Annotated in this window: 19 protein-coding genes and 1 riboswitch; of the genes, 11 read left to right on the top strand and 8 right to left on the bottom strand. The window is 52.5% G+C overall.

What is annotated here, in order from left to right; all coding sequences use genetic code 11:
• Positions 1-157 precede the first annotated feature (157 nt).
• The 8 genes from rplJ to PS053_RS15915 all read left to right on the top strand — a co-directional run bounded on the left by rplJ (position 158) and on the right by PS053_RS15915 (position 16,076).
• Positions 158-655, top strand: a complete 498-nt coding sequence (rplJ, locus tag PS053_RS15880) for a 50S ribosomal protein L10 (protein WP_001207201.1) — start codon at positions 158-160, stop codon at positions 653-655.
• 66 nt (positions 656-721) lie between these two features.
• Positions 722-1,090, top strand: a complete 369-nt coding sequence (gene rplL, locus PS053_RS15885; RefSeq protein ID WP_000028876.1) for a 50S ribosomal protein L7/L12 — start codon at positions 722-724, stop codon at positions 1,088-1,090.
• 318 nt (positions 1,091-1,408) lie between these two features.
• Positions 1,409-5,437: a DNA-directed RNA polymerase subunit beta gene (gene rpoB / locus PS053_RS15890; protein ID WP_002460546.1), complete on the top strand. Its 4,029-nt coding sequence runs from the start codon at positions 1,409-1,411 to the stop codon at positions 5,435-5,437.
• Between the two features lie 76 nt (positions 5,438-5,513).
• Positions 5,514-9,737 carry a DNA-directed RNA polymerase subunit beta' gene (rpoC, locus tag PS053_RS15895; RefSeq protein WP_000653939.1) on the top strand — a complete coding sequence of 1,408 codons (4,224 nt, stop codon included), beginning with the start codon at positions 5,514-5,516 and terminating at the stop codon, positions 9,735-9,737.
• 193 nt (positions 9,738-9,930) lie between these two features.
• Positions 9,931-10,389, top strand: coding sequence for an IS200/IS605-like element IS200C family transposase (tnpA, locus tag PS053_RS15900; protein WP_000526135.1), 459 nt, complete (start codon positions 9,931-9,933; stop codon positions 10,387-10,389).
• 321 nt (positions 10,390-10,710) lie between these two features.
• Positions 10,711-11,928: a ribokinase gene (rbsK, locus tag PS053_RS15905; protein ID WP_024165037.1), complete on the top strand. Its 1,218-nt coding sequence runs from the start codon at positions 10,711-10,713 to the stop codon at positions 11,926-11,928.
• A gap of 1 nt (position 11,929) precedes the next feature.
• Positions 11,930-13,429, top strand: a complete 1,500-nt coding sequence (locus PS053_RS15910; RefSeq protein WP_000203869.1) for a purine-cytosine permease family protein — start codon at positions 11,930-11,932, stop codon at positions 13,427-13,429.
• A complete protein-coding gene (locus tag PS053_RS15915) occupies positions 13,422-16,076 on the top strand; it encodes a hypothetical protein (RefSeq protein WP_256879496.1) in 2,655 nt (884 codons plus the stop codon). The genes PS053_RS15910 and PS053_RS15915 overlap by 8 nt, the downstream gene beginning before the upstream one ends.
• A gap of 30 nt (positions 16,077-16,106) precedes the next feature.
• On the opposite strand, the gene PS053_RS15920 is transcribed toward PS053_RS15915, so the two are convergent.
• The 8 genes from PS053_RS15920 to PS053_RS15955 form a co-directional block, all read right to left on the bottom strand.
• On the bottom strand, positions 16,107-16,742 hold the full coding sequence (locus PS053_RS15920; protein ID WP_238530816.1) for a DUF4867 family protein: 636 nt from the start codon (positions 16,740-16,742) through the stop codon (positions 16,107-16,109).
• Positions 16,743-17,075: 333 nt separating this feature from the next.
• Entirely contained in the window at positions 17,076-18,209 is a 1,134-nt protein-coding gene (thiH, locus tag PS053_RS15925; RefSeq protein WP_256879494.1) for a 2-iminoacetate synthase ThiH, read from the bottom strand.
• On the bottom strand, positions 18,206-18,976 hold the full coding sequence (thiG, locus tag PS053_RS15930; RefSeq protein WP_256879493.1) for a thiazole synthase: 771 nt from the start codon (positions 18,974-18,976) through the stop codon (positions 18,206-18,208). Before thiG ends, thiH begins: the two co-directional genes overlap by 4 nt.
• Position 18,977: 1 nt before the next feature.
• Positions 18,978-19,178, bottom strand: coding sequence for a sulfur carrier protein ThiS (gene thiS, locus PS053_RS15935; RefSeq protein ID WP_059216082.1), 201 nt, complete (start codon positions 19,176-19,178; stop codon positions 18,978-18,980).
• On the bottom strand, positions 19,162-19,917 hold the full coding sequence (thiF, locus tag PS053_RS15940; RefSeq protein WP_256879492.1) for a thiazole biosynthesis adenylyltransferase ThiF: 756 nt from the start codon (positions 19,915-19,917) through the stop codon (positions 19,162-19,164). The genes thiS and thiF overlap by 17 nt, the downstream gene beginning before the upstream one ends.
• Positions 19,910-20,545 carry a thiamine phosphate synthase gene (gene thiE / locus PS053_RS15945; RefSeq protein WP_125060778.1) on the bottom strand — a complete coding sequence of 212 codons (636 nt, stop codon included), beginning with the start codon at positions 20,543-20,545 and terminating at the stop codon, positions 19,910-19,912. Before thiE ends, thiF begins: the two co-directional genes overlap by 8 nt.
• Entirely contained in the window at positions 20,545-22,440 is a 1,896-nt protein-coding gene (gene thiC / locus PS053_RS15950) for a phosphomethylpyrimidine synthase ThiC (protein WP_059268842.1), read from the bottom strand. The genes thiE and thiC overlap by 1 nt, the downstream gene beginning before the upstream one ends.
• 79 nt (positions 22,441-22,519) lie before the next feature.
• Positions 22,520-22,620, bottom strand: a riboswitch (TPP riboswitch).
• A gap of 51 nt (positions 22,621-22,671) precedes the next feature.
• A complete protein-coding gene (locus PS053_RS15955; protein WP_000934293.1) occupies positions 22,672-23,148 on the bottom strand; it encodes an Rsd/AlgQ family anti-sigma factor in 477 nt (158 codons plus the stop codon).
• Between the two features lie 94 nt (positions 23,149-23,242).
• Between PS053_RS15955 and nudC the strand changes: the two genes are divergently transcribed.
• Genes nudC through nfi form a run of 3 tightly spaced genes read left to right on the top strand, consistent with a single transcriptional unit; the run spans position 23,243 to position 25,801 of the window.
• Positions 23,243-24,016: an NAD(+) diphosphatase gene (gene nudC, locus PS053_RS15960; protein WP_000373948.1), complete on the top strand. Its 774-nt coding sequence runs from the start codon at positions 23,243-23,245 to the stop codon at positions 24,014-24,016.
• A gap of 39 nt (positions 24,017-24,055) precedes the next feature.
• Positions 24,056-25,120 carry a uroporphyrinogen decarboxylase gene (gene hemE, locus PS053_RS15965; RefSeq protein ID WP_256879491.1) on the top strand — a complete coding sequence of 355 codons (1,065 nt, stop codon included), beginning with the start codon at positions 24,056-24,058 and terminating at the stop codon, positions 25,118-25,120.
• 9 nt (positions 25,121-25,129) lie between these two features.
• Positions 25,130-25,801, top strand: a complete 672-nt coding sequence (gene nfi / locus PS053_RS15970) for a deoxyribonuclease V (protein WP_256879490.1) — start codon at positions 25,130-25,132, stop codon at positions 25,799-25,801.
• The last annotated feature ends 11 nt before the right edge of the window (positions 25,802-25,812 follow it).

The following is a 25,812-nucleotide window of genomic DNA, read 5'->3' on the forward strand; positions in this document are numbered from 1 at the left end:
GAGACTTAATACCCTGCGTAGACGGTGACAGAACGCTAAGATTATTCTTTTATATTCTGGCTTGTTTCTGCTCACCGTATTAAAGATGCTCTCTCCATTTGGAGGAGTGAAGTGAGTTCCAGAGATTTTCTCTGGCAAACATCCAGGAGCAAAGCTAATGGCTTTAAATCTTCAAGACAAACAAGCGATTGTTGCTGAAGTCAGCGAAGTAGCCAAAGGCGCGCTGTCTGCAGTAGTTGCGGATTCCCGTGGCGTAACTGTAGATAAAATGACTGAACTGCGTAAAGCAGGTCGCGAAGCTGGCGTATACATGCGTGTTGTTCGTAACACCCTGCTGCGTCGTGCTGTTGAAGGTACTCCGTTCGAGTGCCTGAAAGACGCGTTTGTTGGTCCGACCCTGATTGCATACTCTATGGAACACCCGGGCGCTGCTGCTCGTCTGTTCAAAGAGTTCGCGAAAGCGAATGCAAAATTTGAGGTCAAAGCCGCTGCCTTTGAAGGTGAGCTGATCCCGGCGTCTCAGATCGACCGCCTGGCAACTCTGCCGACCTACGAAGAAGCAATTGCACGCCTGATGGCAACCATGAAAGAAGCTTCGGCTGGCAAACTGGTTCGTACTCTGGCTGCTGTACGCGATGCGAAAGAAGCTGCGTAATCGCAGTTATCTTTTTAACGCATTCGCTTACGTATAAACTTATTCTGATATTCAGGAACAATTTAAATGTCTATCACTAAAGATCAAATCATTGAAGCAGTTGCAGCTATGTCTGTAATGGACGTTGTAGAACTGATCTCTGCAATGGAAGAAAAATTCGGTGTTTCCGCTGCTGCTGCTGTAGCTGTAGCTGCTGGCCCGGCTGCTGAAGCTGCTGAAGAAAAAACTGAATTCGACGTAATTCTGAAAGCGGCTGGCGCTAACAAAGTTGCTGTTATCAAAGCAGTACGTGGCGCAACTGGCCTGGGTCTGAAAGAAGCTAAAGACCTGGTAGAATCTGCTCCGGCTGCTCTGAAAGAAGGCGTGAGCAAAGATGACGCTGAAGCACTGAAAAAAGCTCTGGAAGAAGCTGGCGCTGAAGTTGAAGTTAAATAAGCCAACCCTTCCGGTTGCAGCCTGAGAAATCAGGCTGATGGCTGGTGACTTTTTAGTCACCAGCCTTTTTGCGCTGTAAGGCGCCAGTAGCGTTTCACACTGTTTGACTACTGCTGTGCCTTTCAATGCTTGTTTCTATCGACGACTTAATATACTGCGACAGAACGTCCGTTCTGTGTAAATCGCAATGAAATGGTTTAAGCGTGATAGCAACAGGCATTGCGGAAAGTGTTCCATTTTCCGGTCAACAAAATAGTGTTGCACAAACTGTCCCCCGCAGGACAGATGGGTCGACTTGTCAGCGAGCTGAGGAACCCTATGGTTTACTCCTATACCGAGAAAAAACGTATTCGTAAGGATTTTGGTAAACGTCCACAAGTTCTGGATGTACCTTATCTCCTTTCTATCCAGCTTGACTCGTTTCAGAAGTTCATCGAGCAAGATCCTGAAGGGCAGTATGGTCTGGAAGCTGCTTTCCGTTCCGTGTTCCCGATTCAGAGCTACAGCGGTAATTCCGAGCTGCAATACGTCAGCTACCGCCTTGGCGAACCGGTGTTTGACGTCCAGGAATGTCAAATCCGTGGCGTGACCTATTCCGCACCGCTGCGCGTTAAACTGCGTCTGGTGATCTATGAGCGCGAAGCGCCGGAAGGCACCGTAAAAGACATTAAAGAACAAGAAGTCTACATGGGCGAAATTCCGCTCATGACTGACAACGGTACCTTTGTTATCAACGGTACTGAGCGTGTTATTGTTTCCCAGCTGCACCGTAGTCCGGGCGTCTTCTTTGACTCCGACAAAGGTAAAACCCACTCTTCGGGTAAAGTGCTGTATAACGCGCGCATCATTCCTTACCGTGGTTCCTGGCTGGACTTCGAATTCGATCCGAAGGACAACCTGTTCGTACGTATCGACCGTCGCCGTAAACTGCCTGCGACCATCATTCTGCGTGCCCTGAACTACACCACTGAACAGATCCTCGACCTGTTCTTTGAAAAAGTTATTTTTGAAATCCGCGACAACAAGCTGCAGATGGAACTGGTGCCGGAACGCCTGCGTGGTGAAACCGCATCTTTCGACATCGAAGCTAACGGTAAAGTGTACGTAGAAAAAGGCCGCCGTATTACTGCGCGCCACATTCGCCAGCTGGAAAAAGACGACGTCAAACTGATCGAAGTTCCGGTTGAGTACATCGCAGGTAAAGTGGTTGCTAAAGACTACATTGATGAGTCTACCGGCGAGCTGATCTGTGCTGCGAACATGGAGCTGAGCCTGGATCTGCTGGCTAAGCTGAGCCAGTCTGGTCACAAGCGTATCGAAACGCTGTTCACCAACGATCTGGATCACGGCCCATATATCTCTGAAACCTTACGTGTCGACCCAACTAATGACCGTCTGAGCGCACTGGTAGAAATCTACCGTATGATGCGCCCTGGCGAGCCGCCGACTCGTGAAGCTGCCGAAAGCCTGTTCGAGAACCTGTTCTTCTCTGAAGACCGCTATGACCTGTCTGCGGTTGGTCGCATGAAGTTCAACCGTTCTCTACTGCGCGAAGAAATCGAAGGTTCCGGTATCCTGAGCAAAGACGACATCATTGATGTTATGAAAAAGCTCATCGATATCCGTAACGGTAAAGGCGAAGTCGATGATATCGACCACCTCGGCAACCGTCGTATCCGTTCCGTTGGCGAAATGGCGGAGAACCAGTTCCGCGTTGGCCTGGTACGTGTAGAGCGTGCGGTGAAAGAGCGTCTGTCTCTGGGCGATCTGGATACCCTGATGCCTCAGGACATGATCAACGCCAAACCGATTTCTGCAGCAGTTAAAGAGTTCTTCGGTTCCAGCCAGCTGTCTCAGTTTATGGACCAGAACAACCCACTGTCTGAGATTACGCACAAACGTCGTATCTCCGCACTCGGCCCTGGCGGTCTGACTCGTGAACGCGCGGGCTTCGAAGTTCGAGACGTACACCCGACTCACTACGGTCGCGTATGTCCTATCGAAACGCCTGAAGGTCCGAACATCGGTCTGATCAACTCTCTGTCCGTGTACGCACAGACTAACGAATACGGCTTCCTCGAGACTCCGTATCGTAAAGTGACCGATGGTGTGGTAACCGACGAAATTCACTACCTGTCTGCTATCGAAGAAGGCAACTACGTTATTGCCCAGGCGAACTCCAACCTGGATGAAGAAGGCCGCTTCGTTGAAGACCTGGTAACTTGTCGTAGTAAAGGTGAATCCAGCTTGTTCAGCCGCGACCAGGTTGACTACATGGACGTATCCACCCAACAGGTGGTATCCGTCGGTGCGTCCCTGATCCCGTTCCTTGAACACGATGACGCCAACCGTGCATTGATGGGTGCGAACATGCAACGTCAGGCCGTTCCGACTCTGCGTGCTGATAAGCCGCTGGTTGGTACGGGTATGGAACGTGCTGTTGCCGTTGACTCCGGTGTAACTGCGGTGGCTAAACGTGGTGGTGTCGTTCAGTACGTGGATGCTTCCCGTATCGTTATCAAAGTTAACGAAGACGAAATGTATCCGGGCGAAGCAGGTATCGACATCTACAACCTGACCAAATACACCCGTTCTAACCAGAACACCTGTATCAACCAGATGCCGTGTGTGTCTCTGGGTGAACCAGTAGAACGTGGCGACGTGCTGGCAGATGGTCCGTCCACCGACCTCGGTGAACTGGCGCTCGGTCAGAACATGCGCGTAGCGTTCATGCCGTGGAATGGTTACAACTTCGAAGACTCCATCCTCGTCTCTGAGCGTGTGGTTCAGGAAGACCGTTTCACCACCATCCACATTCAGGAACTGGCGTGTGTGTCCCGAGACACCAAGCTGGGGCCGGAAGAGATCACCGCTGACATCCCGAACGTGGGTGAAGCTGCGCTCTCCAAACTGGATGAATCCGGTATCGTTTACATTGGTGCTGAAGTAACTGGTGGCGACATCCTGGTGGGTAAGGTAACGCCGAAAGGTGAAACCCAGCTGACCCCAGAAGAAAAACTGCTGCGTGCGATCTTCGGTGAGAAAGCGTCTGACGTTAAAGACTCTTCTCTGCGCGTACCAAACGGTGTATCCGGTACGGTTATCGACGTTCAGGTCTTTACTCGCGATGGCGTAGAAAAAGACAAGCGTGCGCTGGAAATCGAAGAAATGCAGCTCAAACAGGCGAAGAAAGACCTGTCTGAAGAACTGCAGATCCTCGAAGCGGGTCTGTTCAGCCGTATCCGTGCAGTACTGGTAGCCGGTGGCGTTGAAGCTGAGAAGCTCGACAAACTGCCGCGCGATCGCTGGCTTGAACTGGGCCTGACCGACGAAGAGAAACAAAATCAGCTGGAACAACTGGCTGAGCAGTATGACGAACTGAAACACGAGTTCGAGAAGAAACTCGAAGCGAAACGCCGCAAAATCACCCAGGGCGACGATCTGGCACCGGGCGTGCTGAAGATTGTTAAGGTATATCTGGCGGTTAAACGTCGTATCCAGCCTGGTGACAAGATGGCAGGTCGTCACGGTAACAAGGGTGTAATTTCTAAGATCAACCCGATCGAAGATATGCCTTACGATGAAAACGGTACGCCGGTAGACATCGTACTGAACCCGCTGGGCGTACCGTCTCGTATGAACATCGGTCAGATTCTGGAAACCCACCTGGGTATGGCTGCGAAAGGTATTGGCGACAAGATCAACGCCATGCTGAAACAGCAGCAAGAAGTCGCGAAACTGCGCGAATTCATCCAGCGTGCGTACGATCTGGGCGCCGACGTTCGTCAGAAAGTTGACCTGAGTACCTTCAGCGATGAAGAAGTTATGCGTCTGGCGGAAAACCTGCGCAAAGGTATGCCAATCGCAACGCCGGTCTTCGACGGTGCGAAAGAAGCAGAAATTAAAGAGCTGCTGAAACTGGGCGACCTGCCGACTTCTGGTCAGATCACTCTGTACGACGGCCGCACAGGTGAACAGTTCGAACGTCCGGTAACCGTAGGTTACATGTACATGCTGAAACTGAACCACCTGGTCGACGACAAAATGCACGCGCGTTCTACCGGTTCTTACAGCCTGGTTACTCAGCAACCGCTGGGTGGTAAGGCGCAGTTCGGTGGTCAGCGTTTCGGGGAGATGGAAGTGTGGGCGCTGGAAGCCTATGGCGCGGCATACACCCTGCAGGAAATGCTCACCGTTAAGTCTGATGACGTGAACGGTCGTACCAAGATGTATAAAAACATCGTGGACGGCAACCATCAGATGGAGCCGGGCATGCCAGAATCCTTCAACGTATTGTTGAAAGAGATTCGTTCGCTGGGTATCAACATCGAACTGGAAGACGAGTAATTCTCGCTCAAACAGGTCACTGCTGTCGGGATAATTCCCGGCAGCGGATTGTGCTAACTCCGACGGGAGCAAATCCGTGAAAGATTTATTAAAGTTTCTGAAAGCGCAGACTAAAACCGAAGAGTTTGATGCGATCAAAATTGCTCTGGCTTCGCCAGACATGATCCGTTCATGGTCTTTCGGTGAAGTTAAAAAGCCGGAAACCATCAACTACCGTACGTTCAAACCAGAACGTGACGGCCTTTTCTGCGCCCGTATCTTTGGGCCGGTAAAAGATTACGAGTGCCTGTGCGGTAAGTACAAGCGCCTGAAACACCGTGGCGTCATCTGTGAGAAGTGCGGCGTTGAAGTGACCCAGACCAAAGTACGTCGTGAGCGTATGGGCCACATCGAACTGGCTTCCCCGACTGCGCACATCTGGTTCCTGAAATCGCTGCCGTCCCGTATCGGCCTGCTGCTCGATATGCCGCTGCGCGATATCGAACGCGTACTGTACTTTGAATCCTATGTGGTTATCGAAGGCGGTATGACCAACCTGGAGCGTCAGCAGATCCTGACTGAAGAGCAGTATCTGGACGCGCTGGAAGAGTTCGGTGACGAATTCGACGCAAAAATGGGTGCGGAAGCAATCCAGGCCCTGCTGAAGAGCATGGATCTGGAGCAAGAGTGCGAACAGCTGCGTGAAGAGCTGAACGAAACCAACTCCGAAACCAAGCGTAAAAAGCTAACCAAGCGTATCAAGCTGTTGGAAGCGTTCGTTCAGTCTGGCAACAAACCAGAGTGGATGATCCTGACCGTTCTGCCGGTACTGCCGCCAGATCTGCGTCCGCTGGTTCCGCTGGATGGTGGTCGTTTCGCAACGTCTGACCTGAACGATCTGTATCGTCGCGTTATTAACCGTAACAACCGTCTGAAACGCCTGCTGGATCTGGCTGCGCCGGACATCATCGTACGTAACGAAAAACGTATGTTGCAGGAAGCGGTTGACGCCCTGCTGGATAACGGTCGTCGTGGTCGTGCAATCACCGGTTCCAACAAGCGTCCGCTGAAATCTTTGGCCGACATGATCAAAGGTAAACAGGGTCGTTTCCGTCAGAACCTGCTCGGTAAGCGTGTTGACTACTCCGGTCGTTCGGTTATCACCGTAGGTCCATACCTGCGTCTGCATCAGTGTGGTCTGCCGAAGAAAATGGCGCTGGAGCTGTTTAAACCGTTTATCTACGGCAAGCTGGAACTGCGTGGTCTTGCTACCACCATTAAAGCTGCGAAGAAAATGGTTGAGCGCGAAGAAGCTGTCGTTTGGGATATCCTGGACGAAGTTATCCGCGAACACCCGGTACTGCTGAACCGTGCACCGACTCTGCACCGTCTGGGTATCCAGGCATTTGAACCGGTACTGATCGAAGGTAAAGCTATCCAGCTGCACCCGCTGGTTTGTGCGGCATATAACGCCGACTTCGACGGTGACCAGATGGCTGTTCACGTACCGCTGACGCTGGAAGCCCAGCTCGAAGCGCGTGCGCTGATGATGTCTACCAACAACATCCTGTCCCCGGCGAACGGCGAACCAATCATCGTTCCGTCTCAGGACGTTGTACTGGGTCTGTACTACATGACCCGTGACTGTGTTAACGCCAAAGGCGAAGGCATGGTGCTGACTGGCCCGAAAGAAGCAGAACGTCTGTATCGCTCCGGCCTGGCTTCTCTGCATGCGCGCGTTAAAGTGCGTATCACCGAGTATGAAAAAGATGCTAACGGTGAATTAGTCGCGAAAACCAGCCTGAAAGACACGACTGTTGGTCGTGCCATTCTGTGGATGATCGTACCGAAAGGTCTGCCTTACTCCATCGTCAACCAGGCGCTGGGTAAAAAAGCAATCTCCAAAATGCTGAACACCTGCTACCGCATTCTTGGTCTGAAACCGACCGTTATTTTTGCGGACCAGATCATGTATACCGGCTTTGCCTATGCAGCACGTTCCGGTGCATCTGTTGGTATCGATGACATGGTCATCCCGGAGAAGAAACACGAAATCATCTCCGAGGCAGAAGCAGAAGTTGCTGAAATTCAGGAGCAGTTCCAGTCTGGTCTGGTAACTGCGGGCGAACGCTACAACAAAGTTATCGATATCTGGGCTGCGGCGAACGATCGTGTATCCAAAGCGATGATGGATAACCTGCAAACTGAAACCGTTATCAACCGTGACGGTCAGGAAGAGAAACAGGTTTCCTTCAACAGCATCTACATGATGGCCGACTCCGGTGCGCGTGGTTCTGCGGCACAGATTCGTCAGCTTGCTGGTATGCGTGGTCTGATGGCGAAGCCGGATGGCTCCATCATCGAAACGCCAATCACCGCTAACTTCCGTGAAGGTCTGAACGTACTCCAGTACTTCATCTCTACCCACGGTGCTCGTAAAGGTCTGGCGGATACCGCACTGAAAACGGCGAACTCTGGTTACCTGACCCGTCGTCTGGTTGACGTAGCGCAGGACCTGGTGGTTACCGAAGACGATTGTGGTACCCATGAAGGTATCCTGATGACTCCGGTTATCGAGGGTGGCGATGTTAAAGAGCCGCTGCGCGATCGCGTACTGGGTCGTGTAACTGCAGAAGACGTTCTGAAGCCGGGTACTGCCGACATTCTCGTTCCGCGCAACACGCTGCTGCACGAACAGTGGTGTGACCTGCTGGAAGAGAACTCTGTCGACGCGGTTAAAGTTCGTTCCGTTGTATCCTGTGACACCGACTTTGGTGTATGTGCGCACTGCTATGGTCGTGACCTGGCGCGTGGCCACCTCATCAACAAAGGTGAAGCTATCGGCGTTATCGCGGCACAGTCCATCGGTGAACCGGGTACACAGCTGACCATGCGTACGTTCCACATCGGTGGTGCGGCATCTCGTGCGGCTGCTGAATCCAGTATTCAGGTGAAAAACAAAGGTAGCATCAAGCTCAGCAACGTGAAGTCGGTTGTGAACTCCAGCGGTAAACTGGTTATCACTTCCCGTAACACTGAACTGAAACTGATCGACGAATTCGGTCGTACCAAAGAAAGCTACAAAGTACCTTACGGTGCGGTACTGGCGAAAGGCGATGGCGAACAGGTTGCTGGCGGCGAAACCGTTGCAAACTGGGACCCGCACACCATGCCGGTTATCACCGAAGTAAGCGGTTTTGTTCGCTTTACTGACATGATCGACGGTCAGACCATTACGCGTCAGACCGATGAACTGACCGGTCTGTCTTCGCTGGTGGTTCTGGATTCTGCAGAACGTACCGCAGGTGGTAAAGATCTGCGTCCGGCGCTGAAAATCGTTGATGCTCAGGGTAACGACGTTCTGATCCCAGGGACTGACATGCCTGCGCAGTACTTCCTGCCGGGTAAAGCGATTGTTCAACTGGAAGATGGCGTACAGATAAGCTCCGGTGACACCCTAGCGCGTATTCCGCAGGAATCCGGCGGTACCAAGGATATCACCGGTGGTCTGCCGCGCGTTGCGGATCTGTTCGAAGCGCGTCGTCCGAAAGAGCCGGCAATCCTGGCTGAAGTCAGCGGCGTTGTTTCCTTCGGTAAAGAAACCAAAGGCAAACGTCGTCTGGTTATCACCCCGGTAGATGGCAGCGAACCGTACGAAGAGATGATTCCGAAATGGCGTCAGCTCAACGTGTTCGAAGGTGAACGTGTAGAACGTGGTGACGTAATTTCCGACGGTCCAGAAGCGCCGCATGACATTCTGCGTCTGCGTGGCGTTCATGCTGTGACTCGTTACATCGTTAACGAAGTTCAGGACGTATACCGTCTGCAGGGCGTTAAGATTAACGATAAGCACATCGAAGTTATCGTTCGTCAGATGCTGCGTAAAGCGACTATCGTTAATGCGGGTAGCTCCGACTTCCTGGAAGGCGAACAGGTTGAATACTCTCGCGTCAAGATCGCTAACCGCGAACTGGAAGCGAACGGCAAAGTGGGGGCAACTTACTCCCGCGATCTGCTGGGTATCACCAAAGCGTCTCTGGCAACCGAGTCCTTCATCTCCGCGGCATCGTTCCAGGAGACCACTCGCGTGCTGACCGAAGCAGCCGTTGCGGGCAAACGCGACGAACTGCGTGGTCTGAAAGAGAACGTTATTGTGGGTCGTCTGATCCCGGCAGGTACCGGTTACGCGTACCACCAGGATCGTATGCGTCGCCGTGCTGCAGGTGAAGCTCCGGCTGCACCGCAGGTGACTGCAGAAGACGCATCTGCCAGCCTGGCAGAACTGCTGAACGCAGGTCTGGGCGGTTCTGATAACGAGTAATCGCTCTTCTTAAGAAATAAGCCAGTCAGGTCATACTGACTGGCTTTTTTGTGCACAGAAAACCCCCAGCTAGGCTGGGGGTTCTGGAAAGCTTTCAGCTTTGAGCCAGTTATTAAAACCCCTTTTGATTTGTTAAAACACCTTGCGGTCTGGCAACTGCAAGTGTCAAACAAGAAATCAAAAGGGGGTCCCAATGGGGAACGAAAAGAGCTTAGCGCACACCCGATGGAACTGTAAATATCACATAGTTTTTGCGCCAAAATACCGAAGACAGGTGTTCTACAGAGAGAAGCGTAGAGCAATAGGCAGTATTTTGAGAAAGCTGTGTGAGTGGAAAAGCGTACGGATTCTGGAAGCTGAATGCTGTGCAGATCATATCCATATGCTTGTGGAGATCCCGCCCAAAATGAGCGTATCCGGCTTTATGGGATATCTGAAAGGGAAAAGCAGTCTGATGCTTTACGAGCAGTTTGGGGATTTGAAATTCAAATACAGGAACAGGGAGTTCTGGTGCAGAGGGTACTACGTCGATACGGTGGGTAAGAACACGGCGAAGATACAGGATTACATAAAGCACCAGCTTGAAGAGGATAAAATGGGAGAGCAGTTATCGATTCCCTATCCGGGCAGCCCGTTTACGGGCCGTAAGTAAGGAAGTTGGATGCAAATGTCAGATCGTGTGCGCCTGTTAGGGCGCGGCTGGTAAGAGAGCCTTACAGGCGCATTTGAAAAACCTCCGGCTATGCCGGAGGATATTTATTTGGCATTCCGGTTACGATTGAAAGCGCTTTCCCACGCATTTTCGAGTTTCTTCTTTCAAAACAACATTCCCCACCCACCACTCCTATCCCGTTGAATAAAAATCCCTTTCCCGAAAAATTTCCCGTTTGTTTTTGTTTTCGTGATGGTAGTGTGAAAGGATTCATGGAATCAGAAAATTACAAAAGATATAAACGTTACGTGAGGTGAAATCATGTTTGGAAAAGAAAGGCAACGTCAAATATTGGCATATTTGAATAAGCATGAGCGGGCTACGGTTAATCAACTCGCCATCTTATTCTCTGTCAGTAAAGAAACGATCCGTAATGACTTAAATTTATTAGCGGAGCAAGGGGTTGTTGAGCGTTGTCACGGCGGAGCAATAATATTACGTCGTATTTTCCATTCGCAGCCCGTTAATAACGTTGGAACCTCTATTGAAAAGTTCCTCAATCAGGTCAACCGGCGAAAGAATTCGATGACAAACAAGAAAGGGAAAATAATGATAAGCAAAGTTTGTATATTAGGATCTTTTAATGTCGATATTATTGCCAAGGTTGATCGCTTCCCTAAAAGCGGCGAGTCAATTCTTGCCAGCAATACCATTATCGGACCAGGCGGTAAGGGCGCAAACCAGGCGATGGCAGCCAGTAAATGCCCCGTGCAGGTACACTTTGTCGGCAAAGTTGGCAACGACCATTTCGGCCAGATGGCGCATGACCATCTCTCTTCATCCGACATACGCAGTTTTACCCTCTACCAGGATGGAGAGCATAAAACAGGAAGCGCCATAATATATGTTTCAGAGCCTGCGGGTGAAAATAAAATTGCGATTTATTCTGGCGCCAATCAATATATCACTGAAGCGGAAGTCGCCAGTATTGCGGGCGAGTTGACGGATGCCAAAATATTTCTGACGCAGCTGGAAAATAACTTTGAAGCAACTGTGCTGGCATTAAATATGGCGCATCGGTCGGGCGTGAAAACTATCCTTAACCCGGCCCCTTATTCTGACCGGGCAAAAGAATGCCTGCAGTATGTTGATTATCTGACCCCGAATGAAACAGAAGCGTCGCTGATGTCCGGTGTCGAAATTAATGATGTCGAGAGCGCGAAAGAAGCGGCGCAAATCATAAAATCCTTGGGGGCAAAAAACATCATTATTACGATGGGTTCTCAGGGGGCGCTGATTTATGACGGTGAACAATTTACCCATATTCCAGCGCTAAAAGCAGTAAGTATTGACACCACCGGTGCGGGGGATGCGTTTAACGGTGCGTTTGCTGCCGCGATTGCGCAGGGCCAGTCGTTGCTCAGTTCAGCAAAATTTGCCTCTGCGTTTGCTTCTCTGGCAGTTGAGCGGGAAGGCGCATCGAACATGCCTGAGTATGAAGCCGTACTATCACGTCTTGCTCAATATGAGAGGAAATAAAATGACGAGCCAAGTCCAGAACCCGTCTGATGTTTCAGGTACGATGAAGGTCGAAACCAATGGGGTAAACCCGGTTAGTGATAACGAACGTTATGGTTCGCCAGCCGGACTTTTCCCGATCTGGTTTTCATGGAATGTCTCTATCCTCGGTATTACCTATGGGATTTATGTTTACTCACTGGGGTTAAGCCTCTGGCAGGCGATTGTTGCCGGTGTTGTGGGTTATTTTTTATCAAGCACGCTGGTGGGGGTTCTGGCCGTTGGCGGGCCACGCACTGGGCTGCCTACCTTAACGCAGACCCGATTTGCCTTTGGTTATCATGGGAATAAGATCCCCACATTATTTGCCTATATTTCCAATATGGGCTGGAAAATCACCATTATTACGCTGTCCTCGACCACGGGTGCCGCCCTCTTTGCACGGTTATGGCCAACCGTATTTGCCGCAGAAAACGGTCACCCTACCCTAGGGTGCCTGTTGGGCTGGTTCGTGGTGACCTTAGCATTGACCATGTCCGTTGCCATCTACGGCCACCAGCTCATCATGAAGGTAGAAAAGTATATTGCATGGTTAACGGGCGGAATGAGCATCATCTTTATTATCCTGATCTTGCCGCATATTCACTGGTCGCAGGCGGGAGCCGCGCCTGATGCCGGGTTTTTAACGTTTATCGGCGGCATGGTTATGGCAATGACGATGGTTGGGCTGGGCTTTCTCAACTATGGCGGTGATTTCGCCCGCTATCTGCCGCGCAAAATCGCTGCCGGGAAAGTGATTTTCTGGACGTCTCTTGGGATTTCGTTTCCGGTTTCCATCTTGCTAATTTTAGGTGCCCTGCTGGCCGACAGTAACCCGGAACTGAGCGGAGCCGCAGCGTCCGAACCGATTGCGGCCTTAACCTCGTTCCTGCCGTTTTGGTTCTATGTGCCGTTTTCAATTGTGATCATCATCTCCCTGCTGGCGGCAGCCATTACAGGTGTTTACAGCTCGGGCCTCGCATTGCTGGCAATGGGCGTTCCAGCCAGTCGTTCAACCACTACCGCGATCAATGCGGTCATTATCGCATTCGGTGCTTTCTACTTATTGTTTGTTTCTGACTCGTTCCTCGCAACCTTTCAGTCATTCCTGGCGACGGTATCCGTCGTATTGGGATCGATGGGCGCGATCCAGCTTGTCGACTTTGCCCGGCAAAAGCGCTTGCACTGGAACACTGATATGGCGCAGCCCGCCGGGCTTGGCGGACGTAACGGTCGCTGGACGGCATTATTATCGCTGTTTGTTGCCTCGGTTATCGGCATGGGGACCATCACCTCTGGCGATCCGTGGATTGCTCACCTGGTCGGCTTCTTACTGACGGCAGAAACCAAAACCAGCGTGTTTGCGACAGCAAATATTGGCGTGGTGGTGGCGATGCTGGTGGGCGCAGCGCTGTATGCCATTTTGACATACATTTGCCATTGTGATGTTCCGCCGATTAAGAAGGGGGAAAGTCATGAATGATTCGTTAGCACAGGCACGCCAAAACTTTAAAAACCCTGATGTATGGCACCTACCTGCAACCTACTGGTTCTGGCATACCATTCCAGGCAAAGAGCAGATCGACAGCCAACTGAGGCAATTGCAGGCGGGAGGGTATGGTTCATTTCAGATAGCCGCACGTTTGAGCCTTCCGCTGGAGAGTTATCTCAGTGAGCAGTGGCTGGCAGCCTGCCGCTACACGGCTGATAAAGCTGCCAGTATGGGACTGATGATGGGTATCTACGATGATTACAACTGGCTTTCCGGGCACGCCGGGGGAAGGACTGTTGAAGGGAGAGACGAGCTGCGTGAGCGCCATCTTTTCTGGAGCCAGTCCAGCCGGTCTGGAGATGTACTGACATGTCGTCTTTCCGGGATCCGCTCTGCGGATGCGCAGGCGCTACAGCAGTGTGGAATGGAGTGGATTTTTGCTGGCGGTAAACCGGCGTGGGATGAATGGGAAATTGTCGCCGCGTATGCCACCTCTTCATCAGGTCAGTGCAATGTGGATGAAATCGTTGATGTTTCTTCATTAGCCCGCATCACCAAAGCAACCACAGAGGAATTTGAGGTCACCTTTACGGGAAGCGATCTGCCCTGGGGAGCGGACACGGTGATTACGCTCTTTGCCGCGGCACGTTGCCTGACCTCACGGATGATTAATTACCTGATGCCCGAGGCGGCAGAAAATTTTATTCGTGTTGGCTACGAACCTTACGCCCGCGCTTTTGGCGATCATTTTGGTAAGACGGTGGCGTATCTTTTTTTCGACCAGCCGCATGCCTGTTTTTGGCAATGGAATGAACATACTGGCGCAGTCAAATCCTCCTTAATGTATGAAAAAAGGTTCGTTGATGCATTGCAACAGGCACCTTACTGCCTGGCAGAAAACCTGATGTCCTTAGTTATGGATATTGGCAGTCGTACCGCACGTCGGCGCTGCGAGCTGTTTTCCTGTTATTCCAGCCAGGCGATGCGGGCCTTTTTTGGTACGTTGTCAGAATGGGCGCACCAGCAGGGAATACAGCTAAGTGGTCATGAAGTATTAGGTCACGTCAGTAGCTGGAATTTCGCCAGTAAAATCATCACCGAAGATAACCGGTGTAATTTTGCTATGGATTACTTTGCTCTCGATGGCTGGCGGGATATTACGGCTGTCGATTCGCGAAATAGCGAGCCGCAGATGGCGGCGAAGGTTGGTGACTCCGTGGCGCGCGCTCACGGGCGGAAAGGGTGCATTGTTGAGCAATATTATGCGCGGGTGAAGCCAGACACGCATTTTGCCGCCGGGCAGTGGGAAATTTCGCTGCATGACATCCGGTTGCAGGCATTGCGCCATCACCTCCTTGGTGCGCGGCAATTTTTGATGCATGCGTTCTGGCTGACGGATGGGGAGGCAAATGACGACGTATTAAGTAACCCGCGTTTTGATTTTGCGCCGGGCGTTAACTTCCAGCCTTGGTACGCCTTCCACGCCGGGTTTGCTCAGGAATCTGGTCGCCTTGCCGAATTTCTTGAGCAGGGGGAGCCGTATGTTGATGTTGGCGTACTCTACCCCAAACGGACTTTCTGGCACTGTGGCGTGGATGGCAACGAAGGGCAGTCAGGCGAATATTGGGCAAAACAACTCAGCGCTCAGGGATTTGAATATTTCTTTATTGATGAAGAGAATTTGCTCCAGGCTGATGGAACGCGCATTAACGGCATGAATTTCCCGGCGCTTCTGTTAGCGGACGTTAAGGTGGTGAAATCAGCCGCCACGCTCAGCCAACTGGAGCACTTTGTCGCCGCTGGCGGTCAGCTTCTGATCGCCGGTGAGCTTGCGGCATATAGCGAGGAAAAAGGTGAAGACCGTTCTCTCACCGAAAGGCTGCAAAAACTGATTGAGGCGCAACCGCAGTGCAGCACGTTAGCCGACACGCTGAAAAACGATCGTCCCTTTGTTGAGTGTCCCCCTCGGAAAACTGCCGTCTGGACGCGAATTACGCAGGATGACACATCACGTTACGTCAGCGTATTTAACGACGGTGATACCCCGCTCTACGGCTGGCTACATTTTCCGGGCCTCAGCGGGCAGTTGTCGGAGTGGCATCTTGCAACGGGAGAGGTTTCAGTGCTGGAAGAGCATCTCATGGGAAGTTATCCGCTACAAATCGAACCCTGGCAGGCCCGTTGTTTCTCATTACAGGTAGCGGAAAGTCGCCACGAGGTGGTGCTGGATAAGCGCTGGCAGCTGCTGGTGGATAACGTTTCCCGCCCCATTGAGGTAACAAAAGGGTGGGAGCAGCAGGGGATGGAGACGTGGTGTGGTCCGGGACGTTATCAGTTACACTTTGCGCTGGAGACGATTACCGACGATATTGAGCTTTATTTACCGCAAGTGCAGGGAAGCGTTGCTATCTGGCTTAACGATACGTTAATTGCCGAAAAGGGCTGGCCGGAATATCGCTTCACCTTGCCACAGTCTTTGCTGAAAAAGCGTAATGAACTGGCGGTAGTAGTCTACCCATCGGCTGCGAATCATTATTATTCTGCGAGTGCATGGCAGGGGAATGAGTGGGATCGCTGCGGTTTGACCATGCCACCACGCGTGCGAACAAAAGACAGCGTGGCGGTAATTGCCGGGTAAAGAGGAGGCGAAGAGAAATCTTCGCCATTTTCACACCTGAATAATATCATTAACGCAAAGATGCGGCCCTTTTAATAATGGGCAAGGATGCTCAGTGAAACTTTCATGAGCGATAAACCAGGTATTTCGCTTGCTCAATATTGTGGGTTTTTTCTTGCCATCAATATCTTCATTAGTTCCATCAAGAAGAATAATCGCTGCGCTAAAAGGTTGTGCATTGATACTAATAGGGCAGTAATGTAGCGTTGTGCTATAAAGTTCAATCACCGATTTTGCCGGAATGAAAAATGGCTCTGCAAGTTCACCATTAAACGTGTCTCCCTGCATCAACCCTCGTTTACCTAAAAACAGGAAAAAGTCGCTGGCGGCGATAATGACTTCACTCCCCTGGTGATATTCAAAGCCATTCTGGGTGGTATTTACCCCGCAAACATACCCAGCCTGAACGGGCATTTCACCATAGATTTGGCACTGAATGTCGCTCACGGCGGAGTATCGGTTTAAGCGCTCATCGCTTCTGACATACGCCACCTGATCCGCTGGTACAGAAATTTCATCTTTAAGGTATTTAAGCAATGAATCTACATTTATTACAGAAATTACGTTTCCGTATAAGTGAAATTCATCACTATGAATCGATAACGCCTTTTTGGGGTAAACTGACATGATATTCTTGACCATATTTTGGTGAGGGTAAAATTATTATATCCTGTTATTGCATTCTCTTTTTTTGACGGCGCTCTTGCTTTGCAATTAAAACTTTATGTCGTGTCCGTTAAAATAGTTGTCTTATTGAAATGGTTATTTCTTCTGGCAATTATGAAATAGCGTACTGAGACGTTATTTTAAGAAAGGCAGGGCGAAACGAGGAAGAAGCTTTTCGCCCTGGACAACATTCCTGCTGACGGCACTACCATAAAAAACACAACGCTTTCAACAACCTTGCGTTTTTCATCTTCCGTAGCGGCTCGGAATAAATTTATGTTGTTACATTCCGTCTCATAGCTTTTGCGAGGCGCGTCCCAGATAACTGTCCCAGTCTTTCCATACTGGCTGCAAACCCTGAGCGGTTAATGCGGCGGCAACCGCTTCAGGTCTGCGATCGTCGTGCGGTGTGAACTGTTCCAGCTCGGGGTGATTGTCGGCATAACCACCTGGCTGCGTTTTCGAAAAAGCGCTGACGTTATTAATTGCCAGCGGAATAACGCGATCGCGAAACCACGGTGATTCCCGCGTGGAGAGTGACAGTTCAATCTCCGGCGCAAGCAGCCGGAAGGCGCAGATGGTTTGCACTAACTGGCGTTCATCCATAATCGACGCAGGCTCAATGCCGCCAGTACATGGACGCAGGCGTGGGAAGGAGACAGAGTAGCGGCTTTGCCAGTAATGCTGTTGCAGCCATAGCAAATGTTCTGCAACCATATAGCAGTCAACGCGCCAGCTGTCGGAAAGGCCAATTAGCGCGCCGAGGCCTATCTTATCAATCCCCGCACGGCCCAGCCGATCCGGTGTTTCCAGACGCCAGAGAAAGTCCTGTTTTTTGCCTTTCAGATGATGGAGGGTGTATGTCGCCTCGTGATACGTCTCCTGATAAACCATCACTCCATCGAGACCAAGTTGCTTTAACTCGGCGTATTCTGCTTCCGCCAGCGGTTGCACTTCCATCTGTAGTGAAGAGAACTGCTCACGCAGAGCAGGGAGATGACGACGAAAGTAATCCATCCCCACTTTCGCCTGATGTTCACCGGTGACCAGCAACAAATGTTCAAAGCCCATCTCCCGGATAGCGGCGCTTTCTCTGGCGATATCCGCTTCATCCAGCGTTTTGCGCTTGATGCGGTTGCTCATGGAAAATCCACAATAGGTGCAGTCGTTAGCGCAAAGATTAGAAAGATAGAGCGGGACGTAGAAGCTGACGATGTTGCCAAATCGCTGGCGAGTCAGACGCTGCGCTCGCTGGGCCAGGGGTTCCAGATAGTCACTGGCGGCAGGTGATAACAGCGCCATCATATCGTCGCGGGTGAGTTGCGAGGCATTTAGCGCTCGCTCTACGTCAGCAGCCGTTTTGCTGTTGATACGCAGGTGGATATCGTCCCAGTCCAGTTGTCGCCAGCGATCGCTGAAGGTTTTCATGCCGATGCCTCCAGAAATCCGGTCAGTGGGCTGGTGGCATGAGCAAAATGACTGCGGCTGCCCGGTCCGGCCTGACGTGCCAGCAGGCCCGCTTCAACCGCCAGACGAAATGCCTTCGCCATGTTGATGGGATCGTCCGCGACGGCAATCGCCGTATTCACTAACACTGCATCGGCCCCCATTTCCAGCGCCTGCGTGGCATGGCTGGGAACGCCGATGCCAGCATCGACAACCACCGGAACCGTAGTTTGCTGGATAATAATCTCCAGCATGGCGCGGGTTTCCAGCCCCTGATTAGAGCCAATCGGCGCGCCGAGCGGCATCACCGCTGCACAGCCGACGTCTTCCAGACGTTTGCACAACACCGGATCGGCACCGCAGTAAGGCAGCACGACAAATCCCTGTTGCACCAGCGTTTCGGCGGCTTTCAGGGTTTCGATAGGATCGGGCAACAGCCAGCGGGCGTCAGGGTGAATCTCTAATTTTAGCCAGTTTGTGCCTAACGCTTCACGTGCCAGATGGGCGGCGAAGATCGCTTCCTCTGCCGTTTTCGCCCCGGAAGTATTCGGCAGCAGGGTCACACCCGCCGTGATAAGCGGTTCGAGGATAGCGTCGTTGTGCTGGCGCAAGTTGACGCGTTTCATTGCCAGCGTCACCAGTTGACTGCCGGAAGCGCGAATAGACTCCACCATCAGTTGTGAAGAGGCGAATTTCCCGGTGCCGGTAAACAGATGTGAATCAAACGTTTTGTCCGCAATACGTAACATCTCAACCCCCTGCAATAACCTGAAAAAGCAGGATCTGGTCGCCATCCTGCACGATATGTTGCGCCCACTGTTCGCGCGGGATGATTTGCTGATTAATCGCCAGCGCCGCACCCGCTTGTTGTTGATTGAGTTGCTCCAGCAGCTCGTGAACGGTTTGTCCGGCGGCGCATTGCATCGGTTGATCGTTAAACAGGATCTGCATTGCATCCTCCACATACCGGGCAACCACTGGCGCGGCGCAACGCCAGGCTGCGCCACTGGCTCGACTTACCGTCGAACAGTCGGAGTTCTCCCGCAGGCGTCTCTATACCGCTTAATAACTTAATTGCTTCCAGTGCCTGCAACGTGCCCATAACCCCGACCACCGGGCCAACCACGCCCGCCGTGCGGCAGTTGCGTTCAGGTTCCTGGTTATCTGGCCACAGGCAGCGGTAACACCCCCGCTCCCAGGGCGGCGTCAGTACCATCAACTGACCGCCAAATCCGACCGCGCTGGCGGTGATTAGCGGCGTGTTGAGTGCCACGCAGGCGGCATTAATCTCCTGGCGAGTCGCCATATTGTCGGTACAGTCGAGCACCACATCGGCTTGTGCAACCGCATCTTTTAACGCCTCACCTGTTAATCGTTGTTGCAATGCCGTCAGTTGAATGTCGGGATTCAACTGTGTCAGTCGCTGTTGGCTGACCTGCGATTTCGGGCTGTTGATATCTTCAGTGGTAAAGAGGATTTGTCGTTGTAGATTGCTTAAATGCACATCGTCGTCATCTGCCAGTATCAGCGTCCCGACGCCTGCGCCCGCCAGGTATAGCGCAGCAGGTGTACCCAGCCCGCCAAGACCAATAATCAGCACCTGGCTGTCGAGCAGTTTTTGCTGCCCGTCCAGAGCGATATCGTCGAGCAGGATTTGGCGGCTATAACGCATAAAGTCACGGTCATTCATCGCCAACTCCTGCAATTTCCAGCAGCTGTGCCGTTGCCAAACGCCAGTCTGCGGCTTGAGTAATGGCGCTGACGACGGCGATACTGCCGACACCCGTCGTCATCACCGCAGGCGCGCGCGCCAGACTGATACCGCCAATCGCCACGGTGGGATAATCAGCCAGGCGCTCAACATGCCGTGCCAGCTGTTCCAGCCCCTGTGGTGCGGAAGGCATCTGCTTGGTTTGTGTCGGGAACACATGTCCCAGCGCGATATAAGAAGGGCGTGCAGCCAGCGCGACGTCGATTTCCATATCATCATGGGTCGAAACGCCCAGCCGCAGACCTGCCGCGCGGATGGCGCTGAGATCGGTGGCCTGCAAATCTTCCTGCCCCAGATGGACGCCATAGGCCTGATGTTTGATCGCCAGTCGCCAGTAATCGTTGATAAACAGTCGTGCGTTATAGCGGCGGCCCAGCGCAATTGCCGCCACAACATCGGCTTCAACCTCTTCATCGCGCCGATCTTTGATGCGTAGCTGGAGGGTGCGCACGCCTGCATCCAGCAGGCGTTCGATCCACTGTACGCTGTCCACCACCGGGTACAGTCCTAAACGAAAGGGCACAGGAGGAAAATCAGGCTGATACATCACGCTTCCTCCTTACGCAGGTAGATTTCTCCGCCTCTGGCGCGGAAGTTCTCCGACATATCCGCCATTCCCGCTTCAATGGTTTGTGCGGCAGCGTAATCGCGCACTTCCTGACTGATTTTCATCGAGCAGAATTTCGGCCCACACATGGAGCAAAAATGGGCGACCTTGCCGGACTCTTGCGGCAGAGTTTCATCGTGATAAGCGCGGGCGGTAAACGGGTCGAGAGCCAGATTAAACTGGTCCTCCCAGCGAAATTCGAAGCGGGCTTTCGACATCGCGTTATCGCGAATTTGCGCGCCCGGATGCCCTTTTGCCAGGTCGGCAGCGTGGGCGGCAATCTTGTAGGTGATAAGACCTTGCTTAACGTCTTCTTTATTGGGCAGACCCAGGTGCTCTTTTGGCGTTACGTAGCAGAGCATCGCACAGCCAAACCAGCCGATCATCGCTGCACCAATCCCCGACGTGAAGTGGTCATAACCTGGCGCAATATCGGTGGTCAGCGGCCCGAGAGTGTAAAATGGCGCTTCGTGGCAGTGCTCTAACTCCTCGGTCATATTGCGGCGAATCATCTGCATCGGCACATGCCCGGGGCCTTCAATCATCACCTGTACGTCATATTCCCAGGCGATTTTGGTCAGTTCGCCCAGCGTATGCAGCTCGGCAAACTGCGCTTCATCGTTGGCGTCCTGAACAGAACCGGGGCGCAGGCCGTCGCCCAGCGACAGCGAAACATCATAAGCGGCACAGATTTCACAAATTTCGCGGAAGTGTTGATAGAGGAAATTTTCCTGATGATGGGAGAGGCACCATTTCGCCATAATCGAACCGCCGCGAGAGACGATGCCGGTCAGGCGTTTCGCGGTCATCGGTACGTAGCGCAGCAGCACGCCCGCATGGATAGTGAAGTAATCCACACCTTGCTCGGCCTGTTCCAGCAGCGTGTCACGGAAGACTTCCCAGGTAAGATCTTCAGCGATCCCGTTCACTTTCTCCAGCGCCTGGTAGATCGGCACAGTGCCGATCGGCGCCGGGCTGTTACGCAAAATCCACTCGCGGGTTTCGTGAATATAGCGACCGGTGGAAAGATCCATCACGGTATCTGCTCCCCAGCGCGTGGACCATACCAGCTTTTCCACTTCTTCTTCGATGGAAGAGGTGACCGCCGAGTTGCCGATATTGGCGTTAACTTTTACCAGGAAATTGCGACCAATAATCATCGGTTCTGATTCAGGATGATTAATGTTGGCGGGGATAATCGCGCGTCCGGCAGCGACCTCATCACGGACGAATTCCGCGGTGATATTTTCCGGCAAGCGTGCGCCAAAACTCATTCCCGGATGCTGGTGGCGTAAAACTTCGCTACGTATGCGCTCGCGGCCCATATTCTCGCGGATGGCGATGAACTCCATCTCCGGCGTGATGATACCCTGGCGGGCATAGTGTAACTGTGTGACGCGGCGGCCTGCTTTGGCGCGTTTTGGCGTTAATACGCCACTAAAACGCAGCTCGTCGAGGCCATCATCTGCCAGCCGCGCTTTTGTGTAATCGGAACTGCGCACGGTAAGTTCTTCGGTATCGCCGCGTGCATCGATCCACGGCTGGCGCAGTTTTGCCAGCCCTTGCTGCACGTTAATGGCGATCTGTGGGTCGCCATACGGGCCGGAGGTGTCATAGACCGGAATCGCTTCGTTTTCTTCGTACTGCGGCTGTTCTTTGCTACCGCCGATTAGCGTCGGGCTAAGCTGGATCTCACGCATTGGCACGCGCACGCCGGGGTGTGTGCCGGTGATGTAAATGCGTTTTGAGTTCGGAAAAGCGGTGCCCTCCAGAGTATCGATAAAATGTTGGGCCTGGGCGCGTTGTTCGCGGCGGGTCAGTTTTGTTGCAGACATAGCTCATTCCAAAAGTTAAGGACGTGGCTTGTCAGACGACGGATGAAGCAAGAGACGATCGCCGCAAAGGCGATGCGATAGCAGATTAACTCTTGTTCCCTTCGCAGGTATTAGCCTGATCAGGTTCCGCGGATCCCGAATGAACGGTCTCAGCCAGTTAAGGCACTCCGACAAGAAATTAGCCCCGCAGACGGGGCGTTGGCTGTAAATTACGCGTTAACCGCGCAGAACTCAAGCAGGATGTTTGACGCGAGCGGCATCAAGCACCAGCAGAATCAGCTTATCTTCCAGCACAAAGCGCGCTTCCAGCGCCTCGCCGATGTCAGATAAAACCTGTTGAAACTCAAGGTAATTATCGTGATCGATGGCGGTTTCCAGGCTGGAATCGTAGTAATCCATAATCTGTTGGGTATTGGCTTCAAGCTGGGGCCAAATCTTCGTGGCGCGAGCGAGTTGTCCGTTGCCTTCCAGCTTATGAAGAATGCGTTCATAAATACTGAAATGTCCGGCAGACAAGTAATCGACCAGGCTCTGGCAAAAATCATCAAGGGCTTTTTCATTTAGCCTCATGTACGATTCTTTACCAGGCTTAATGCCAACCAGATTGTAGTAAGCCACGAGCAGATGCTTACGTACATGTAGCCAGCGATCAACCAGTTTGTTACTTCCTCTGACGTGCTCCGTCAGGTTATCGAGCTGGTTAAGCATGATTGACTCCGCAAGTTTGAATTCAAAAACTGCTCAGTGAGAAATGTAAAAACCATGTTAAACATGCCAGTGATGCAAAGGTAGTGCAAGAGCTATGGATCGTATAATTGAAAAATTAGATCACGGCTGGTGGGTCGTCAGTCATGAACAAAAATTATGGTTGCCGAAGGGTGAATTACCCTATGGCGAAGCGGTAAATTTCGATCTTGTGGGCCAGCGCGCACTACACATCGGCGAATGGCAGGGAGAACCCGTTTGGTTAGTACAACAGCAGCGTCGTCACGATATGGGATCGGTGCGTCAGGTCATTGATCTGGATGTCGGGCTGTTTCAACTGGCTGGACGCGGCGTGCAACTGGCGGAGTTTTACCGTTCGCATAAATACTGCGGATATTGCGGGCATGAAATGTATCCGAGCAAAACCGAATGGGCGATGCTGTGCAGTCACTGCCGCGAGCGTTACTATCCACAAATCGCCCCCTGTATTATCGTTGCTATCCGGCGTGATGATTCGATCCTCCTCGCTCAACATACCCGCCATCGCAATGGTGTCCATACGGTACTTGCCGGATTTGTCGAAGTGGGCGAAACCCTCGAGCAGGCAGTCGCGCGTGAAGTGATGGAAGAGAGCGGAATTAAAGTTAAAAACTTGCGTTACGTGACTTCCCAACCGTGGCCGTTTCCCCAGTCTTTAATGACCGCGTTTATGGCGGAATATGACAGCGGCGACATCGTGATCGACCCGAAAGAATTGCTGGAGGCGAACTGGTATCGCTACGACGATTTGCCGTTACTGCCGCCGCCCGGTACCGTGGCGCGTCGTCTGATAGAAGATACAGTGGCGATGTGTCGGGCAGAGTATGAGTGATGATACACTGACCGCCTGACGCACTAAGGAACAGCCAAAATGACCGAACTTAAAAACGATCGTTATCTGCGGGCGCTGCTGCGCCAGCCCGTTGATGTCACTCCAGTATGGATGATGCGCCAGGCGGGTCGCTATCTACCGGAATATAAAGCCACGCGCGCTCAGGCGGGTGATTTTATGTCGCTGTGCAAAAATGCCGAGCTGGCGTGCGAAGTGACTTTGCAACCGCTGCGTCGCTATCCGCTGGATGCGGCGATTCTTTTCTCTGACATTCTGACTGTCCCGGATGCGATGGGGCTAGGGCTTTATTTTGAAGCCGGAGAAGGTCCGCGATTCACCTCGCCAGTCACCTGTAAAGCCGATGTCGATAAACTGCCAATCCCGGACCCGGAAGATGAGCTGGGTTACGTGATGAACGCGGTGCGTACCATTCGCCGCGAACTGAAAGGCGAAGCGCCGCTGATTGGTTTTTCCGGCAGCCCGTGGACGCTGGCGACTTACATGGTGGAAGGCGGTAGCAGCAAAGCGTTCACCGTGATCAAAAAAATGATGTATGCCGATCCGCAGGCGCTGCACGCGCTGCTCGATAAACTGGCGAAAAGCGTCACGTTGTATCTGAATGCACAGATCAAAGCTGGCGCCCAGGCAGTGATGATTTTCGACACCTGGGGCGGCGTGCTTACCGGGCGCGATTATCAACAGTTCTCGCTCTATTACATGCATAAAATTGTTGATGGTTTACTGCGTGAAAACGACGGTCGCCGCGTGCCGGTCACGCTGTTTACCAAAGGCGGCGGACAGTGGCTGGAAGCGATGGCAGAAACCGGTTGCGATGCGCTGGGCCTCGACTGGACAACGGACATCGCCGATGCGCGCCGTCGTGTGGGTGATAAAGTCGCGTTGCAGGGCAACATGGACCCATCAATGTTGTATGCACCGCCAGCACGCATTGAAGAAGAAGTGGCGACAATTCTTGCCGGTTTTGGTCACGGCGAAGGCCATGTCTTTAACCTCGGCCATGGAATTCATCAGGATGTGCCGCCAGAACATGCTGGCGTGTTTGTCGAGGCAGTGCATCGCTTGTCTGAACAATATCACCGCTAAGGAGTGATTATGGATCTCGCGTCATTACGCGCTCAACAAATCGAACTGGCTTCTTCTGTGATCCGCGAGGATCGACTCGATAAAGATCCCCCGGATCTGATCGCCGGAGCCGATGTCGGGTTTGAGCAAGGCGGAGAAGTGACGCGAGCGGCGATGGTGCTGCTGAAATACCCCTCGCTTGAGCTGGTGGAGTATAAAGTGGCACGTATCGCCACCACCATGCCTTACATTCCTGGTTTTCTTTCCTTCCGTGAGTATCCTGCGCTGCTTACCGCGTGGGACATGCTGTCGCAAAAACCGGATTTAGTGTTTGTCGATGGTCATGGGATCTCGCATCCTCGCCGTCTTGGCGTCGCCAGCCATTTTGGTTTGCTGGTGGATGTGCCGACCATTGGCGTAGCGAAAAAACGACTATGCGGTAAATTCGAACCGCTCTCCAGCGAACCGGGCGCACTGGCCCCGCTGATGGATAAAGGCGAGCAGCTGGCCTGGGTCTGGCGCAGCAAAGCGCGCTGTAACCCGTTGTTTATTTCTACCGGCCATCGGGTCAGCGTGGACAGCGCGCTGGCGTGGGTACAACGCTGCATGAAAGGCTATCGTCTGCCGGAGCCAACGCGCTGGGCGGACGCGGTGGCCTCGGAACGTCCGGCGTTCGTGCGCTTTACAGCAAATCAGCCCTAATTCAGGTAAAC

It is taken from the genome of Escherichia albertii, assembly GCF_028622335.1.
GTDB classification, from domain to species: Bacteria; Pseudomonadota; Gammaproteobacteria; order Enterobacterales; family Enterobacteriaceae; genus Escherichia; species Escherichia albertii.

What these genes read in the sequence shown, in the direction of transcription:
- PS053_RS15920 (WP_238530816.1), bottom strand. Translation starts at nt 16,742, where the DNA reads ATGTCAGTTTACCCCAAAAAGGCGTTATCGATTCATAGTGATGAATTT.
- tnpA (WP_000526135.1), top strand. Translation starts at nt 9,931, where the DNA reads ATGGGGAACGAAAAGAGCTTAGCGCACACCCGATGGAACTGTAAATAT.
- PS053_RS15910 (WP_000203869.1), top strand. Translation starts at nt 11,930, where the DNA reads ATGACGAGCCAAGTCCAGAACCCGTCTGATGTTTCAGGTACGATGAAG.
- rbsK (WP_024165037.1), top strand. Translation starts at nt 10,711, where the DNA reads ATGTTTGGAAAAGAAAGGCAACGTCAAATATTGGCATATTTGAATAAG.
- nudC (WP_000373948.1), top strand. Translation starts at nt 23,243, where the DNA reads ATGGATCGTATAATTGAAAAATTAGATCACGGCTGGTGGGTCGTCAGT.
- thiG (WP_256879493.1), bottom strand. Translation starts at nt 18,976, where the DNA reads ATGTTACGTATTGCGGACAAAACGTTTGATTCACATCTGTTTACCGGC.
- PS053_RS15955 (WP_000934293.1), bottom strand. Translation starts at nt 23,148, where the DNA reads ATGCTTAACCAGCTCGATAACCTGACGGAGCACGTCAGAGGAAGTAAC.
- thiS (WP_059216082.1), bottom strand. Translation starts at nt 19,178, where the DNA reads ATGCAGATCCTGTTTAACGATCAACCGATGCAATGCGCCGCCGGACAA.
- thiE (WP_125060778.1), bottom strand. Translation starts at nt 20,545, where the DNA reads ATGTATCAGCCTGATTTTCCTCCTGTGCCCTTTCGTTTAGGACTGTAC.
- thiF (WP_256879492.1), bottom strand. Translation starts at nt 19,917, where the DNA reads ATGAATGACCGTGACTTTATGCGTTATAGCCGCCAAATCCTGCTCGAC.
- hemE (WP_256879491.1), top strand. Translation starts at nt 24,056, where the DNA reads ATGACCGAACTTAAAAACGATCGTTATCTGCGGGCGCTGCTGCGCCAG.
- PS053_RS15915 (WP_256879496.1), top strand. Translation starts at nt 13,422, where the DNA reads ATGAATGATTCGTTAGCACAGGCACGCCAAAACTTTAAAAACCCTGAT.
- rplJ (WP_001207201.1), top strand. Translation starts at nt 158, where the DNA reads ATGGCTTTAAATCTTCAAGACAAACAAGCGATTGTTGCTGAAGTCAGC.
- thiH (WP_256879494.1), bottom strand. Translation starts at nt 18,209, where the DNA reads ATGAAAACCTTCAGCGATCGCTGGCGACAACTGGACTGGGACGATATC.
- nfi (WP_256879490.1), top strand. Translation starts at nt 25,130, where the DNA reads ATGGATCTCGCGTCATTACGCGCTCAACAAATCGAACTGGCTTCTTCT.
- thiC (WP_059268842.1), bottom strand. Translation starts at nt 22,440, where the DNA reads ATGTCTGCAACAAAACTGACCCGCCGCGAACAACGCGCCCAGGCCCAA.
- rplL (WP_000028876.1), top strand. Translation starts at nt 722, where the DNA reads ATGTCTATCACTAAAGATCAAATCATTGAAGCAGTTGCAGCTATGTCT.
- rpoB (WP_002460546.1), top strand. Translation starts at nt 1,409, where the DNA reads ATGGTTTACTCCTATACCGAGAAAAAACGTATTCGTAAGGATTTTGGT.